Source organism: Streptomyces sp. NPDC058335, assembly GCF_042723915.1.
Classification (GTDB): Bacteria; Actinomycetota; Actinomycetes; order Streptomycetales; family Streptomycetaceae; genus Streptomyces.
In genome coordinates, this window is sequence record NZ_JBHXHX010000021.1 from 142,278 (window position 1) to 157,710 (window position 15,433).

Annotated in this window: 12 protein-coding genes and 2 pseudogenes; 6 read left to right on the top strand and 8 right to left on the bottom strand. The window is 68.5% G+C overall.

Going from position 1 to position 15,433, the window contains the following annotated elements:
* Positions 1 to 108 precede the first annotated feature (108 nt).
* The 3 genes from ACFWJX_RS33125 to ACFWJX_RS33135 all read right to left on the bottom strand — a co-directional run bounded on the left by ACFWJX_RS33125 (position 109) and on the right by ACFWJX_RS33135 (position 3,871).
* Positions 109 to 2,001, bottom strand: coding sequence for an NAD-binding lipoprotein (locus ACFWJX_RS33125; protein ID WP_383250012.1), 1,893 nt, complete (start codon positions 1,999 to 2,001; stop codon positions 109 to 111).
* 237 nt (positions 2,002 to 2,238) lie between these two features.
* Positions 2,239 to 2,652, bottom strand: coding sequence for an alpha/beta fold hydrolase (locus tag ACFWJX_RS33130; protein ID WP_383250013.1), 414 nt, complete (start codon positions 2,650 to 2,652; stop codon positions 2,239 to 2,241).
* Positions 2,653 to 3,502: 850 nt separating this feature from the next.
* Positions 3,503 to 3,871, bottom strand: coding sequence for a hypothetical protein (locus tag ACFWJX_RS33135; protein ID WP_383250014.1), 369 nt, complete (start codon positions 3,869 to 3,871; stop codon positions 3,503 to 3,505).
* Between the two features lie 700 nt (positions 3,872 to 4,571).
* On the opposite strand from ACFWJX_RS33135, the gene ACFWJX_RS33140 reads away from it, so the two are divergent.
* Together ACFWJX_RS33140 and ACFWJX_RS33145 are read left to right on the top strand one after the other, a co-directional pair.
* Positions 4,572 to 5,021 carry a DUF6003 family protein gene (locus ACFWJX_RS33140; protein WP_383250015.1) on the top strand — a complete coding sequence of 150 codons (450 nt, stop codon included), beginning with the start codon at positions 4,572 to 4,574 and terminating at the stop codon, positions 5,019 to 5,021.
* A 419-nt stretch (positions 5,022 to 5,440) separates the two neighbouring features.
* Positions 5,441 to 5,558, top strand: a pseudogene (locus tag ACFWJX_RS33145) (alpha/beta hydrolase); the annotation flags it as partial.
* Positions 5,559 to 5,571: 13 nt separating this feature from the next.
* On the opposite strand, the pseudogene ACFWJX_RS33150 reads toward ACFWJX_RS33145, so the two are convergent.
* Positions 5,572 to 5,637, bottom strand: a pseudogene (locus tag ACFWJX_RS33150) (hypothetical protein); the annotation flags it as partial.
* Positions 5,638 to 5,876: 239 nt separating this feature from the next.
* Between ACFWJX_RS33150 and yicI the strand changes: the two are divergent.
* Positions 5,877 to 8,096 (top strand): alpha-xylosidase, encoded by a 2,220-nt coding sequence (gene yicI / locus ACFWJX_RS33155; RefSeq protein WP_383250016.1) that lies wholly within the window; start codon positions 5,877 to 5,879, stop codon positions 8,094 to 8,096.
* Between the two features lie 63 nt (positions 8,097 to 8,159).
* On the opposite strand, the gene ACFWJX_RS33160 is transcribed toward yicI, so the two are convergent.
* Positions 8,160 to 9,920 (bottom strand): cellulase family glycosylhydrolase, encoded by a 1,761-nt coding sequence (locus ACFWJX_RS33160; RefSeq protein WP_383250017.1) that lies wholly within the window; start codon positions 9,918 to 9,920, stop codon positions 8,160 to 8,162.
* Between the two features lie 40 nt (positions 9,921 to 9,960).
* Positions 9,961 to 11,475: a glycoside hydrolase family 43 protein gene (locus ACFWJX_RS33165; RefSeq protein ID WP_383250018.1), complete on the bottom strand. Its 1,515-nt coding sequence runs from the start codon at positions 11,473 to 11,475 to the stop codon at positions 9,961 to 9,963.
* 1,142 nt (positions 11,476 to 12,617) lie between these two features.
* On the opposite strand from ACFWJX_RS33165, the gene ACFWJX_RS33170 reads away from it, so the two are divergent.
* A complete protein-coding gene (locus ACFWJX_RS33170) occupies positions 12,618 to 12,821 on the top strand; it encodes a cold-shock protein (protein ID WP_033176667.1) in 204 nt (67 codons plus the stop codon).
* Between the two features lie 364 nt (positions 12,822 to 13,185).
* Positions 13,186 to 13,386, top strand: coding sequence for a cold-shock protein (locus ACFWJX_RS33175; RefSeq protein WP_383250019.1), 201 nt, complete (start codon positions 13,186 to 13,188; stop codon positions 13,384 to 13,386).
* A 589-nt stretch (positions 13,387 to 13,975) separates the two neighbouring features.
* Here ACFWJX_RS33175 and ACFWJX_RS33180 read toward each other — a convergent pair.
* A complete protein-coding gene (locus ACFWJX_RS33180) occupies positions 13,976 to 14,368 on the bottom strand; it encodes an STAS domain-containing protein (RefSeq protein WP_383250020.1) in 393 nt (130 codons plus the stop codon).
* Positions 14,369 to 14,514: 146 nt separating this feature from the next.
* Here ACFWJX_RS33180 and ACFWJX_RS33185 point away from each other — a divergent pair, with 146 nt between their 5' ends.
* Positions 14,515 to 15,000, top strand: a complete 486-nt coding sequence (locus tag ACFWJX_RS33185; RefSeq protein WP_383250021.1) for an ATP-binding protein — start codon at positions 14,515 to 14,517, stop codon at positions 14,998 to 15,000.
* 301 nt (positions 15,001 to 15,301) lie between these two features.
* On the opposite strand, the gene ACFWJX_RS33190 is transcribed toward ACFWJX_RS33185, so the two are convergent.
* On the bottom strand, positions 15,302 to 15,433 hold a 132-nt coding region (locus ACFWJX_RS33190; RefSeq protein WP_383250033.1), incomplete at its 5' end, for a DUF5670 family protein.

The following is a 15,433-nucleotide window of genomic DNA, read 5'->3' on the forward strand; positions in this document are numbered from 1 at the left end:
CGCCGGCACGTCCGCCGACATCCGTTGAGGAAGCCGACGATGGCCACGTCGAGCCGGCGTGTGATGCCGGATCACTGACGCTTCACCCCCTTCATCTGCGAGGCTGCGTCAGTCCTGCGCGATCACGATCACCTCGTCCCGATCGGTCCAGCGCCGTCGCTCGCTCTTGTCCGGATTGATGCGCACTCCGTGGTCGGGAACGGCCGCGGCCCGGTCGTGGCGGCGGTAGCCGATGGCGCATTCGCCCCGCTGCCGTGCCGCTGCGACGACCGTGGCGAAGGCCGTCTCGGAGCCTGGCAGGACGTAGGAAGCCGCCGGTCGTAGGCGGACATGACTGCCGGTGGGAGAGAACAGCTCCTCGAACACCGCGGCCAGGTGCCAGTTCTGGGAAATCTGGGCCATGAGCAAGCCGATGAGTTTTCCGCTGATGATCACGTCGGCTCCGGGGCTGATGGGCGCGAGCGTCCGGTTCCGGTCGTCGGTCAGCTCGGTGACCACCGGCAGTTCCCGTCCGGTCTCCTGCTCCAGCAGATGCAGAACGAGGAGCGTGACGAGGGTCCGGTTGTCGGCCTCGGCGGGCTGTTGCCCCGCAGCCGGGTCCGGGCCGAGCACGACGACGCTGTCGTACGAGTCGATCTCAAGGCATCGAAGCGTCTCGGGGCGGGTGACGTCACCCGGCCGGAAGGTGATGGTGAGACGGGGTGCGAAGTCTGTTCCGGCGTCCTGTACCTGCTCGGCCGTCACCTCCTGCCGGTCTGCCACTACGGCGATGAGGGAGCCGGGTACGGCGTATCGGCCCAACTGGTCGACGATGAGCGGGGCCCGCCGGTTCCAGCCGAGGATCAGGACCCGTTCGGGCCGGTGGGTCGCCGGCTGCGAGGGCGTCATCACCGACTCGTCGACCAGCCCGGAGCAGTCGCTGAGCCGTGCGGTGTCGTCGTCACGCGTGATGACGATCAACCGGTCGCCCGGGACGATCCGTGTCTGCGGCGGCGGGTTCAGCAACGGCCTGCCGTCGCGCAGCAGGCCGATCACGCTGGAGGTGGCCAGAGCGAGCAGCGCGTCGCCGAAGGAGCGGCTGATCAGAGCCGGGTCGAACGTGAGGTACAGCTCGTCCCCGGCGAAGTCCAGGAGGTCGCGGTACACCAGGGAGAGTCCGGGACGGCGGGCGGACTGGACGATCAGCCGGGCGGTGATCGCGTCGCTCTCCAGGACAATGCCGCGCGCTCCCGCGGCGAGTGAGGCCGCCAGAAGATACCGGTCGTCCCTGACGGCGGCGACGACGGGAGGACCTTCCTCCCCGCCGAGTGCGGAGCGCAGTGCCAGCAGAGTCTTGACCACCTCCGCGTCCGCTGACGGATCGTCGTGGGGCAGCACCAGCACAGCGCTGGCCGCGCCGGGTTGGGTCAGGGCGAGCAGGGTCGGATCGGTGGGGGGACCGCTACGGCAGATCAGCCGGGTACGGCCGGTGGTCCGCAGCTTCTCCCTGAGGGCCTCCTCCATGGAGGTCTTGTTCCGGTCCGCCAGGACGGCCACCGCGCCGTACCGACGGTTGGCGTTGGCGGCCACCAGTTCGCTCACCACCGTGAACACCTGCTCGGACCAGCCCAACACCACCGAGTGCCCCTGCTCGATGACGGTGGAGCGGCCCCGCCGCAGTGCGGTGAGCCGCTCGGTGAGGCCGGTGGTGATCAGACCGACGAGGGTGGAGACGTACACCAGGGCGACCAGGGCGAGCAGTACCGATAACAGCACGTGCAGGAGCGGGCCCGTCGCACCGCCGAGTCGTAATGTCTCACCGGTGAGACGCCAGACCGCTGCCAGCCTTTCCGAGCGGGACGCGGGCGCGTGGGCATCCGTCCACACCAGCACGGCGCTCGCCGGGAGTACGACGACAAGGCAGCCCAGGGCCAGCCAGCCGACGAGCGCTGAGGTGCCACGAGCCAACGTGGTGTCGAACCAGTAACGTGCCCTGCCCTTGAGTGAGGCCCTTCGTTCCACGCCTGCCCCCTGTTCCGTCGCGGTTCCGACGGCGGAAGCCATGCCGCTCCGCTGTGCCCCGCCCGCTCTCCCACCGACCGCGCACTTACACGTGGCCACGCGGAAGTGTGCCGACGAGACGGACGTGACACGCGGATCATCGTCTGTCTTTCATCCCTTCGGGGACGTAGCCGCCAAGGATCCGCTCCGGCGGACGCCCCGTCTGGGGGGCGGTGGTTTGACCTCGGCATCCCCTTGTTACGGACAACGCCGCGGCGTAGGTGGGCGGGTGGTGTCGCTGACGAGCAGTCCCGGGGCTTCCCTCGCGATGAAGTGGCCGCCGCCGCGGTCGAGTTCGGTCCACCGCACGATGTTGTGGTCCCGTTCGGCCCAGCGGCGGACGGTCACGTCCTGGGTGGAGAGCAGCACGGCGGTGGGCACGGTCGCCCGTTGACCTGATGCCCAGTCGTCCTGACCGCCGCTCCACTTGGTGTCGTGTACTGCGCCGGGGCCATCCCCGTGGTCGGCTGCAACTTCGCTCCAGGTGTTGGCGGAGATCTCCTCGTAGTAGACCTGGGCGGCCGAGGCGACCGTGGCGGTCGGCCGGTACAGCGAGGCCTCGGTCAGGGTGCGGTCGCGGGGGATCACGTTGTCCGGTGCCTGATTGCCCATCTCCGGGGCCCGACCCACGAGCCGGTGTCGTAGCCCTGAACGCCGTAGCGCGCATAGCCGAGATGGGTCATCAGCCGGGTGAGCGCCCCGGCCACCCGAGCCGCGTCCATGCCGGGCCGGCCACCTCTCCGCCCGCTGCCTCCACGCCGTGGGAAAGGCATAGGCGCCCCAACCGTGCAGTCGTCCGCTCGGACGGTCTTCCTGGTCGGACTGGTCGCGCCTCGTCGGCTCCGGTCATGGCGGTGACCTACCAACGGTCCGACGTCCGCCTGGCAGACGTGTCCTCGCCTACTACTTCGCCGAAACCGCACCCGCCCTGCGCCACCGGACCCCCGGCCCCTAACCGGAAGTAGTGGCGGCCGCACTTCGCGCGCTCCTCTCCCTCCTCGTGCGGCATGGCCGCCGTGCGTTCCTGACCGGCCTGCGCAATCGCCGACAGCCGATGGCCGGTCCACGACATCACCCTGGCCACGGCAGCTGCCGCGGTCGGCGCGCTCTGGTGCCGGCGCTGTCACCGGAGCCTGCGACCGTCCTCGCACGCCACGTCCTCATCGTCCGCGATCACGTCCTGTTCGGACGGCCTTCTCCCCTGTGGTGGAGATGGACGCCGTCTGCAGCGCTCCCGGCTTCAGCCAGGAGCGCACTTCAACAGCGTGACGTTCAGCGTTTCCTGGCTGTCCCACCCGGCGGAAACGACCAACCCGTCCACGGATGGCCGCTCCGTGCCGCAGCGGGCAGGCGGGCGACCAGCACCCGCCGTCCGCGCGAGAGTGGTGGTGGCGCCCGGCCCTCGTGCTGCACGACGTGCGCGCGGCAGGCGACGGCTACGGCCTCCCCACACACCTCTGGATCAGGAGACGCGCTTCAGTTGCCAGGCGTTGTTGCTGAAGCTCGGAGTCGACGAGTAGACGCAGCTGCTGCTGTAGTACGAGCTGGTCTGAATCCAGCCGGCGGGCTGATAGGTGGAGGCGCAGGCACTGACCACGGTGCCGACCGGCAGACCGGTGAGCTGCTTGATCTGCTTGATGTTCGGGCTGAAGCTCTGAGTACCGCAGCTGCTGCTGTATCCCCAGCTGACGTCGACGTATCCGGCCGGTGTGAGAACGCTCGCGCAGGAGGTGGAGACGTCACCGGGGGCGGCCTGCGCGGGGGCGGCGGTCAGGGCGAACATTGCTGCCGTGCCGGCGAGGGCCAGGAAGCTGGAACGAAGGCGACGCATCTGTGGTGACTCCTTCTGATCGCGGGCGGCCAGCCAGGCCGAGAAGGCATTTCTACGGGCCGCTGATCAGTTCGGACAGCGACTTTCCGGCCGAACGCGAATTCGGGTTCAGGCTTGGCCGAAGGCCTCGCCGCCACCGGCGCGTTGTCCCGTGCGACCGGTGCGACTGCTGCGACTCGCGCGACTGCTGCGGCCGTCCGATGGACGGCACCGCGGGACCGGCCTGTGCGGGAACTGCTGGGAAGGACGCGACAGAGCAGACACGCTTCACGAGGGAAGGTCCTTCCGACTACGGCTCCAGAGGACCAATGGTGACCGTGTCGAGGTGAACACAGGAGTTGTTCCCGCCGCTGCCCGACCCGCGGCGGCCGAGGACGTTCCGCCGTGGTGGAAGGGCATCGATGTCGGTTCAGTTCGCCGCGGATCGAGGAGCCCGAGCACTGGGTCGCCGGGGCGAGGGCCGCCCTGCCTCGGGTCGAACCACGCGCGCATTCAGCGGGAGTTCCATGACGAAGGTGCATCACGGTGAGTGATGGCGTCCAGCATCCCCGTTGTCCCTGTCTGGCCCGAGCGTGCGGACGTGCGATCGAGCTGGTCATCTGCGCGGGTGAGTTGCGATGCCCCTGGGGTCGGAGTGCCTTCCGGGGGTAATGGCATCACGTCCGCGTTCACGTTTCTCCCAGAGGGTGGTGCCGTAGTCATGGCCGATGACGCTTTGTTGTTCCTCCTTCCCGAGCGCCATCCGCGTCTGGGTGCGGCCCTGGCCGCTGTCGGTGAGTTGGAGTGCGCCGAGACTCCTGCGGTGCTGGGATGGCTGCACGCGCACGGCGTCCCCGCCTCCTCCGAGTACGTCAGGATCATCCCGGCCGGAGCCGAGGTACTGATCCCCGCGGAAGCGGAGCGCCTGCCGATCCCCTTGAGTGAGGAGGAGACGGTTAGGGTCGAGCACGCGTGTGCACCCCGGTCCGTGACGGAGATGGAGTCCGAGCTGCTCAACTTCCGGGACACCACCCAGGACTGGGCGTCTCTTGTCCACCGGGCGCTCGCCTCCGGGATTCCCACGCCGCGCATCGCGGAACTCACTGGTCTGGACCCGCAGGACGTCGTCCAGGCTGCCGACGGCTCATCCGCCGCCGAACCCACGGGGTAGCCAAACGGTGGGGATCAGCGAACGGATCCCTTGAGAGGCAGTCGCGGCGCTGCCGGGAGGCGCAAGCATGAGCCAGGGCCTGCGGCTGCTGCACGGTGCTGCTCCTGGCCCTGTGCAGGGGCGGCTTGCGGCAGAGTGCTGCTCGGCGCCGGTGTTGCCGGTCGCTGGTTATGGCGGTCTGGCGATGTCGCCTGGTCCTTCGACGCGTTCGCCACCGAGCAGCCGAGCAGCCGAGCAGCCGAGCAGCCGAGCAGCCGAGCAGCCGAGCAGCCGAGCAGCCGAGCAGCCGAGCAGCCGAGCAGCCGAGCAGCCTCAACGGCTCGACGTCGTTCCCGGAATTGCGCGCACGCCTGCCCCTCCGAGACGCCGGTCATGGCCGACTGCCAGCCGCTGGCCTGCCGCGATGTAACCGTCGCCCGCTGACACGATGCGAGGGAAACGGCGCTCACCTGCCGGTGCGCCACGGCGGCAGCGGTCCCGCCGTGCTGCTCCTGCACGGCCGTCCGCACACACACGACCTGGCATTCCCGCCGGCCACCGCCGCTACGGCGACGGCGGTGGAGCCGAGGAAGCCTCTCCGGCTCGGGCTGGGGGCACAGGGAGAGTTCGGCGTCATTGCTGCACCCTTCGGGAAAGCGTCGCTCAGAGTCGAAGCGCTTCGACTATCTGTGAGAGTAAGGGGTAGGTTTCGCCTGTCACAAGGTCGGTGCACAGATTGCCTGAGGGGAGCTTTCTGGCCTTCCACTTGACACCCGGTAGGCCGACCCGGAGCATCGAAGCGCTTCGAAGATTCTGATTCTCTTCGCCGGCCGGTGAATCGGCTGGCCCACCTCGCATCCCACGGGGGACCACCACATGAAGTTCACCGACGGTTTCTGGCTGATGCGGGAAGGGGTCCGTGCCTCGTACGCCACCGAGATCCGCCAGGTCCGGGCTGCCGAGGACCGGTTCACCGCGTACGCCGCCGTGCGGCACGTCCGACGCAGGGGGGACACCCTCAACCAGCCGCTCCTGACGGTCGACTGCTTCTCGCCCGCCGAGGGCGTCATCGGTGTGCGCTTCACGCACCACGCGGGCAGACGCCACCGCGGTCCCGACTTCGAACTGCTGCCCACCGAGGGCGGCAGCGGGGCCCGCGTGTCCCGCGAGGGCACGGTCACCGAGCTGACGACGGGGTCGATCGGCGTGCGGCTCGACTCGGCGGGGGAGTGGGGCCTCACCTTCCACGACACCACAACCGGGCGCGTGCTCACGGCAGTCGAACGCAAGGGTGCGGCCTTCGCCACCACCCCCGACGGCGCTCACCACATGGTCACGCAGCTCGCGCTCGGCGTCGGAGAGCAGATCTACGGGCTGGGCGAACGCTTCACGCCGTTCGTCAAGAACGGCCAGAGCGTCGACATCTGGCAGGCCGACGGCGGTACCAGCAGCGAACAGGCCTACAAGAACATCCCCTTCCACCTCTCGTCGCGCGGCTACGGCGTCCTCGTCAACCACCCGGGCAAGGTCAGCTACGAGATCGGCTCGGAGTCCGTCGGCCAGCTGCAGTTCAGCGTCGAGGACCAGTCCGTCGAGTTCTACGTCGTCGCGGGACCCACTCCGAAGGACGTGCTGCGCCGCTACACCGCGCTCACCGGCCGCCCGGCCCTGCCGCCCGCGTGGTCGTTCGGTCTGTGGCTGACGACGTCCTTCTGCACGGAGTACGACGAGGACACGGTGACCTCGTTCGTCGACGGCATGGCCGAACGCGACATCCCGCTGTCCGTCTTCCACTTCGACTGCTTCTGGATGCGCGAGTACCAGTGGACGGACTTCGCCTGGGATCCCGACGTCTTCCCCGACCCAGCGGGCATGCTGCGCCGCCTCAAGGACCGGGGCCTGCGCATCAGCATGTGGATCAACCCCTACATCGCCCAGCAGTCCGCCCTGTTCGCCGAGGCGGCGGCCCAGGGCTACCTCGTGCGGCGACCCGACGGCGACGTGTGGCAGTGGGACCTGTGGCAGCCCGGCATGGCGCTCGTGGACTTCACCGACCCGGCCGCCCGCGAGTGGTACGCGGGTAAGCTGCGCGGCCTGCTCGACCAGGGCGTCGACACCTTCAAGACGGACTTCGGGGAGCGGGTGCCGACCGATGTCGTCTGGCACGACGGATCCGACCCGGAACGGATGCACAACTACTACGCGCACCTGTACAACCGCACCGTCTTCGACGTGCTGGAGAAGGAGCGGGGCACCGGCGACGCCCTCGTCTTCGCCCGCTCGGCCACGGCCGGCGGCCAGCAGTTCCCCGTCCACTGGGGCGGTGACTGCTTCGCGTCGTTCACGGCGATGGCCGAATCGCTGCGCGGCGGCCTGTCGTTGTCCCTGTCCGGCTTCGGCTTCTGGTCGCACGACATCGGTGGCTTCGAGGGCACGCCCGACCCGGCCCTCTTCAAACGCTGGCTGGCCTTCGGCCTGTTGTCGTCCCACAGCCGCCTGCACGGCAACGTCTCCTACCGGGTGCCGTGGGCCTTCGGTGACGAAGCGGTCGACGTGGCACGCCAGTTCACCTTGCTCAAGCACCGTCTCATGCCGTACCTGTACGGCGCCGCGGTCGAGGCCCACCACACGGGTGTCCCGGTCATGCGGCCGATGCTGCTCGACTTCCCCGAGGACCCGACGTGCCGCACCCTCGACCGCCAGTACATGCTCGGCCCCGACCTGCTCGTGGCACCGGTCTTCTCGGCCGACGGTGAGGTCGAGTTCTACCTCCCCGAGGGCACCTGGACCCACCTGCTGACCGGCGAACACGTCCAGGGCCCGGTCTGGCGCCACGAGACCCACGCCTTCGACAGCCTGCCCCTCTACGTCCGTCCGGGCGCGGTGATCCCGATGGGCGCGGACGACCAACGCCCGGACGGCGACTGGCTCGACGGCCTCACGCTCCTCGTGACCCAGGACGCCGCCGAGGTCACGGTGACGGTGCCGGACCACGGCGGAGAGCCCGCCGCGGTCTATCGGCTGCGGCGGGACGGGTCGGCGGTGACGGCGGAGGTGACCGGTACGGACCGGCCCTTCCAGGTGCGGGAGTTGTAGCAGGCGCGGGCGCCGGGACCCAGTGCTGGATCCCGGCGCCCTTCGCGTGCCGTTACCGCTCGGTCAGGAGGTCGTGCCCGTCACCGAGCTTCCCGACTTCGTCACCTTGTACGTCACGGTGGCGCCGCTCCAGAAATGGAAGGTGAGCGTCACCGGTGCGCCTTCCCTGAGCGCGTTGAGGAACGCGGGGGAGAGCGTGATGGCGTTGCCGCCGTAGTTCGGCACGAACGCGGTGTCGAACTGCTGGTAGGAGGTCCAGTCGGCGGGACCGGCGTTCGTGCCGTCGGCGTACTTGGCCTCCATCGTCGCCAGCACGTCGCCCCGGTACTGGGTGGGAACGGCGAAGGAACCGGTCGTTCCGGTCGCGCTCGACAGCACCGGCGTGTCGTATGTGATCACGTCGACCTGCCAGGGGACGCCGGTGGAGAACCTGGCCTGGATCGTGGCGTTGACCCCGTAGGCCCGGTTCCCGGTCAGCCGGGTGAGTGCGGTCGCCGTCAGTGTGAGCCGGCTGCCCGAGACGGTGTAGTCCCGGCCGGCGACGAGTCGCGTGGTGCCCTGCCACAGCCCCTGGAAGGTGGTGCCGTTCAGGTTCAACGTGAGGGTCTTGGCCGTGATCGGACTGGACTTCGGCACGAAGACCCGGTCCGAGGAGGCGGTCCCGGAGCGGCTGGTCCAACTCGACCTGATCTGGGCCGACAGGACGGGGTACCGCCATTGCAGCGTGTTGCGGTTCAGGAACGAACCGGCATCCCACAGGGCGGTGGTGACCCCGTTGACCCGCGCCGCGTAACCGAGCGCCTCGAAGTACTTCAGGGCCTCGCCCCGCTCGACGATGTCGGTGGGCTTGGTGTAGTCGGGGTAGCTGAGCAGCCCGTACTCACCGAGGTAGACGGGGACGCCCTTGGCGGTGAACGTGTCGTGCATCCGGGCGAACGTGTCCGTCAGGTACTTCTGGACCTCGGCGTTGAAGGTGGTGTATCCGGCGATGTTCACGCTGAACGGCCAGAAGCTGTAGTAGTGCACGGTGGCGACCAGGTTGGGGTCGTCCAACGAGCTGATCGTGGCGGCCAGTTCGTCCATGACCTGCTGCGTGTCCGGCGACGAGGTCTGGGTGGGCAGGACGAGGAGGCGGGTCGCGTTCGCGCCGCCCTTCTGGCGCACGATGTTGTGGAACGAGGTGTTCAACTCGTTGAGAAGCTGGGCCTTCTGAGCGTCGGTGGCGTTGTCGAAGACCGGTTCGTTGACGCTCTCGAGGAGGAGCTTCAACGAGGAGTCCCTGAACACGGTGGCGATCTGGTCCCAGGTCGCGTTGTAACGGGCGAGCACCTGGTCATGGTCGGTGGACATCTTGTTGATCCACTGCCACGAGTCATGATGAACGTTGAGCACGACGTAGAGATCGTCGGCCAGTGCCCAGTCGACCACCTGCTTGACGCGGCTCATGAACGTCGGGTCGATGGTGTACGGCGCCGTCGTCGACTGGTGATTCCCCCAGGTGACGGGGATCCGGACGCTGCGGAAACCCTGGGCCTTGACAGTGTCGAACATCGCCTTGGTGGTCGCCGGGTTGCCCCAGGACGTTTCGTCGGGGATGGCGTCCAAGGCGTTGCCCAGGTTCCAGCTGGGCTGCATCGCGGCCACGGCGTCCACGGCGTTGTCGGGGACCGCGGCTGCCGTGGTCGTGGGTGCGGTCTTCGAGTGGGGGGCCGCGAACGCGGTGCCGGCGGCGAGGCCGACTGCGGCGAGCAGGGCCAGCAGGAGGCTCGCGACTCGTCCGGGTCCACGTCTGCGGGTCGGCGCGGGTGGCCGTATGTACTCCATGTCCCATGTCCTTCCGTTGATCGAATCGGTACTCCGTGAGTCACTGGTCCAGCGGCTCGTAGTCGAACCAGTCGAAGTGGACGGTGCCGGCCGCGGCGTACATGCCGATGACCCGGCCGGTGAAGCCGCCGGCCACTTCGGTGGACAGGTACCGGCCGTCGAGGGTGCCGAGCACGGTGAACGTGCCGTCCGGTTCCTCGACGCCGAAGGAGAGGGTGTCGGGGCCGGAGCGAGCGTCGCGGAGCCTCTGCGTGGCGGTCACGTCGACACTGAGGACCAACGGCCCGGCGGGCACCGGCCTGGATGCCACCACGGTGCGCAGCGGGCCGATGCGGGCGATGACCCGCACCTGTGCGGAGCGCGCCTCGATCTCGTAGTGATGCTCCTCGTCGAGCCGGACCGCCAGGCCACCGTGTCCCTCGGCGGGGTCGATGAGGGTGCGCACCCGGCACGACAGGTGCTGCTGGCGCCGGCCCACGAACACGGCGTCGAGGTCGTCCAGGGAGCTTCCGCGGGCGTGCAGGGTCAGCCACCCGGCGCGCTCCTTGACCGTGCAGTGCTCGGCGGAGCGATCCCGCGGTGAGATCCAGCACGGCTGGAGTTCGCTGAGATCGAAGTCGTCCCGGTGAGGCACGACAGGGCCCGGCTGGAGCGGCCAAGGCGGCGCGGCCATGACAGGCGACAGGTCGCCGACGACGGGCCAGTCGTCCACCCAGGTCACCGGCGCCAGGAAGGTCTCCCGGCCGAGCACGTGCCAGCCGGGGGTGCCACCGCCCGGTCGCACGCCGAGCAACACCATCCACCACGAACCGTCGGGTGCCTGCACCAGGTCGGCGTGGCCGGTGTTCTGGATGGGGTGATCGAGGCCGCGGTGGGTCAGGATCGGGTTGGCGGGGCACGGCTCGAAGGGGCCGGCGGGTGTGCGGCCGCGGGCGACCGAGACGCCGTGGCCGCGTTCGGTGCCGCCTTCGGCGATGAGCAGGTACCAGTAGTCGCCGATCCGGTACAGGTGCGGCGCCTCCGGCGCCTTGGCGCCGGGCGTACCGGACCAGATCCGGCGGGCGGGGCCGAACGCCTCTCCGGTGTGGGGGTCGATGCGGACCTGGTGGACCCCGGCGACTGTGCACCAGCAGGTGCCCTCCTCGTCCCAGGCCAGATCGGGGTCGATGCCGTGGACGCCGGGCAGCCGGATCGGGTCGGACCACGGTCCGGCCGGGTCGGTGGCGGTGAACAGCAGGTTGCCGTCGCCTTCGCTGACATTGGTGACGATCAGCCAGAACCGGCCGTCGTGGTGGCGCAGCGTGGGCGCGTAGATCCCCCCGGAGGCCGGAGCGTCGGCGGGCAGACTCAGTTGGCTCGGCCGGTCCAGGGCGTTGCCGATCTGCGTCCAGTGCACCAGGTCGCGACTGTGGAAAAGCGGGATGCCGGGGAAGTATTCGAAGCTGGAGCACGCGAGGTAGTAGTCGTCGCCCACGCGGCAGACGCTGGGATCGGGGTGAAAGCCGGGGAGCACGGGGTTGGTGACGGTCCTGCCCGCCGGGTGTCGGCCTGACATGCCATCCATTCCTTTTCGTCGGGGTGGACTTTGTCGGTGTGGGCTTGGTCGCAGGAGCCAGGGCCTCCCAGGGGCAATGCAGTCGAGGGTGCGAGCGTCGGCCGATGGATACACCTGCTGTCGAAGCGCTTCGATAGCCGCTTGCGGAGACTAATGACGGGGTTGTCGTACGGCAAGGGCTTGGACCGCGAAAATCTCGACCGCGCTGGGGTCTGGCGCCGACTCATCGTGGCTCGAAGACTGTCGATGCGCTTCGACGCAAACTGGCCTCCCACCGGCAAAGGGAGCAGCGTGGCAGCTTCGTCACGGCGCCGAGACCGCCCGCCCTGCGCTACCTCTGCATCGTCACCCGCAAGTCGCATCAAGTGCTGTGCTGCGCCGACCACTTCGGATCGATCCGCCCCCGTTGCCGACGCCGTGCACGACGAGTCAGCTGGAGCCGTCGGAGCCGACGGCTACGGCTGTTGCGATGACGGCACGACACGACGCGGCACGACACGGCATGCCGGGAACGGATCAGCTGTAGAAGTTCATCGGCCAGCGGTGCCTGGCCAGCTGCGCGTGCTCCTCGGCGGTCAGCGGTGGTGCGTCGGCGACGGTCGCGTTGCGTTCCTCGTTCGTCATCGACCCCATTCCGACGATGACGGTGGAAACCGCCTGCCCGGCGAGTATGAACCGCAGTGCGGTGGACGCAAGCTCGTCGATGTCGAGCCGCCCCCCCCCGCACCAGCCTGGCATCGGCTCCGACAGCGTCCAGGTCCCAACGGAAGCCGACCACCGGGGTTCCCTCCGGTGCTCGTCCGGCTGAGTCGCTGGCCGACCGGTCCGCGTCACGGGTGGCGCGGTGCATATTCTGTCGTGGTCGACGTAGAAATCCGTTTCATGCGCGGTGAGGGTATGTCGGTGCATGGCTCGAGAAATAGTGGCGGCTTCGCCAGGGCTCGCTCAGGCTGGTTATACCGTGCTACGGTTCTTCCAGTTGCAGGTGTGATGTCCGAAAACTTCAGGTGCTCCTGTGGTCCTCTGGATCGATGGGTGCGCTTTGTAATGCCGGTTATGTATTCCGGACGGGGTCATCATCACGGCGACGCGGGACGCGCACAGTGCGGGTCCCACGGGTATTGCCCCGAAGGAGATATGACATGGCTACTGGCACCGTGAAGTGGTTCAACGCGGAAAAGGGCTTCGGTTTCATCGAGCAGGACGGCGGCGGCGCCGACGTCTTCGCGCACTACTCGAACATCGCTGCCTCCGGCTTCCGTGAGCTGCAGGAGGGCCAGAAGGTGAGCTTCGACGTCACGCAGGGCCAGAAGGGCCCGCAGGCGGAGAACATCGTTCCCGCCTGACCGCGGCGCGCACGTAACGGCTGGGCCCGTACCGATTTCGGTGCGGGCCCAGCCGTTTGCCGCACGTGCACTTGGTCCATCGGGATGGTGCCCACGTCGACGCTCGCGGTTCCGTGCGCCCGACCGTGCCGGCGTGCGCATATCTGCTGGCGTGGCCACAGAATATGTGAGTACGAGACGGGTAAATCTTATGCCCGCAATGGAAGAATGCATTCCGGAAAACGTGGCCTCCGAATTTCGTGCTATCGTCCAGTTGATTTCGCTCGGCTTTCTGTAAGCGTTCGGGCGCGATCCAGTTTCTCTCTGTTTGGTATGCGGCATGCGCTCTGCACCTGACTGACCGGCAGTGAAAGGGAGGGAAGGAATGGCTACTGGCACAGTGAAGTGGTTCAACGCAGCACGGGGTTTTGGTTTCATCGAGCAGGACGGCGACGGCACAGATGTGTACGCCCACTACTCGTACATCGCCGATCACGAACTCGCGGGCCTCCTGGAGGGCCAGAGGGTCACGTTCGACGCCGTGTACGGGCTGAAGTGCCCGCACGCGGAGAACATCGTCACCTGACGCACCCGTCCGCGCCGCGCGACGCTCTGGCCGACCGCCTGATCGCGGGCCCTGCGGCACTCTGACCGCCGTGAAGTCACGTTCCACGCTGTCCAGAGAACTGATAGCCGCCGCGTCTCGGTGGTCGGCCGTGAACGGCATGATGCGTTTGGTGCCGTCCGCGGCCCGGTGCGGCGTCAGCGGGCTGGCATCCTGCCCTGTGCGTCTGTGCGTCTGTGCGTCTGTCCGGCGGTCACGGCGCTGTGCACGGTTTGATCACCCGTTCAGCGCAGCCTGGTGCCGTGACGGTGGGGAAGCCAGAGATGGTGCCCGAGCGTGGTGTCCTCCTCACGCTCGGGCGGGTGGGTGGCCGCAGCGAGATCCCCCGAGTCGCGTGCGGCCACCCTCACCAACCGAACTGAACCGAACCGACCTCGAACCGAGCGAGTCGCTCACAAGCCCCGCCCTCCGGACTGGCGCAGCCCGAAATGGACCCCTACGGACGGGCAGCCTTCCCGTTCACGCCTGCGCCCCGGCCAGGCCGGTGACTGAGTCGGGAAGGCCGGTACGCAAAGCCGGTCGACACGGTGGAGCCGTTGAGACGGCAGGATCAGGGGCTGCTCAGTGCCTGCTCCACGGTGGCATGGCAGGGGACGACTGCGTCGAGTCCGACGATGTGCAGGACCCGTAGGACGGCTGTCTGCGCGGCGGCGATGCGCAGCCACCCTTCGGTGTCACTGATGGCCCGGTGGGCGGCGACGAGGACGTTTATGCCGCTGGAGTCCATGAAGGTCACGCCGCTGAGGTCCACCACGATGCGCAGCGGCGGCGTTGCGTCGTCGTCGGGCAGCAGGGCTTCACTGAGCAGGCTCTTGACGTCGGTGTCGATCTCGCCGCGCACGGCCACGACACGGATGCCGTCCACCACGCTCTCCCCGATGGAGAGTCCGTCCGGCCGGTCTGCTTTCGGGATGTCGGCCACGGTCTCCTCGACTGCGTTCACGCTTGGCCCGGATGAGGACTCTGTGCACACGATTCTGCCTCACACCCTCGACCGGATACGCCTGAACGGCTGTGCTGAAGGCATCCCGTGGCATACACAATGGTATGGCGGGTTACCCGGGGCTGCGAAGGGTGGAGATGCGAGCGATGGCGGAGGGATCTGAGGCTGACGGCGACGGTTGTACGGCACCCGACGACCACCTGCTGCGCGCGGGCTTCGCTCTGGGCGGGGACGACGGCTGCATTGCCGAAGCCCGCCACCACGCCGTCGCCTTCCTTGAGGAAGCCCGCACCGACTGTCACCTGGCTGTCTCTGCCCGTGCGGTGGACCTGACCCAGCTGGTGGTCAGTGAGCTCGTAACCAATGCCCGCAAGTACGCTCCCGGACCCGTCCTTATGGAACTGGCCATCACCTCAAGGAGCGTCAAAGTCGCCGTGTGGGACAGCGACCCCACCGTCCCCTCGGCCCTGGCTGCGGATCCTGGGCGAATCGGCCAGCACGGCCTGGAGATCGTCAAAGCCGTCACCGAAGACCTCGCAGTCCGGCAGGAGCCGGTCGGCAAGCGGATCACGGCCCGCATCGCCCTGGCCGACGCATCCAGCCACAACACGGCCGCCCGAAGCCCGGCGTAACGGCGGGCATGGCGGTGTCCCGAGCCGGGCCCGGCTCATCGGCCGTGACAGCGCCAGGACCCACGCGTTGTGGGGGAGCCGCCGTGCTTGAACGCCCCAGGCACACGGGCGTCACCACGGCGAGGCGGCGATCAACGCGGGGCCGGCTCGGGCCGGCACGGCGGTGGAGAGTGTGCCTCAGTCGTGAGGTCGGGTGCCCGGGGTGGTGATGGTTACCTCGTTCGCCCGGTGTCGGGGTGCGGGACGCCCCTGGGGGCCCCGGGCGTTCCCGGGACCCCCAGACCGCCTGTTGTTCAGCGGATCACCAGCGATACCAGCGGCCCTTGCGGCCGCCCGTGTCCGCGGAGCGCATGACGAAGCCGAGCAGCCAGACGACCAGCACGATGACGGCGATCCACCACAGTGCCTTCAGCGCGAAGCCCGCGCCGAAGAG

What these genes read in the sequence shown, in the direction of transcription:
- ACFWJX_RS33130 (WP_383250013.1), bottom strand. Translation starts at nt 2,652, where the DNA reads ATGGGCAATCAGGCACCGGACAACGTGATCCCCCGCGACCGCACCCTG.
- ACFWJX_RS33135 (WP_383250014.1), bottom strand. Translation starts at nt 3,871, where the DNA reads ATGCGTCGCCTTCGTTCCAGCTTCCTGGCCCTCGCCGGCACGGCAGCA.
- ACFWJX_RS33140 (WP_383250015.1), top strand. Translation starts at nt 4,572, where the DNA reads ATGGCCGATGACGCTTTGTTGTTCCTCCTTCCCGAGCGCCATCCGCGT.
- yicI (WP_383250016.1), top strand. Translation starts at nt 5,877, where the DNA reads ATGAAGTTCACCGACGGTTTCTGGCTGATGCGGGAAGGGGTCCGTGCC.
- ACFWJX_RS33160 (WP_383250017.1), bottom strand. Translation starts at nt 9,920, where the DNA reads ATGGAGTACATACGGCCACCCGCGCCGACCCGCAGACGTGGACCCGGA.
- ACFWJX_RS33165 (WP_383250018.1), bottom strand. Translation starts at nt 11,475, where the DNA reads ATGTCAGGCCGACACCCGGCGGGCAGGACCGTCACCAACCCCGTGCTC.
- ACFWJX_RS33170 (WP_033176667.1), top strand. Translation starts at nt 12,618, where the DNA reads ATGGCTACTGGCACCGTGAAGTGGTTCAACGCGGAAAAGGGCTTCGGT.
- ACFWJX_RS33175 (WP_383250019.1), top strand. Translation starts at nt 13,186, where the DNA reads ATGGCTACTGGCACAGTGAAGTGGTTCAACGCAGCACGGGGTTTTGGT.
- ACFWJX_RS33185 (WP_383250021.1), top strand. Translation starts at nt 14,515, where the DNA reads ATGGCGGAGGGATCTGAGGCTGACGGCGACGGTTGTACGGCACCCGAC.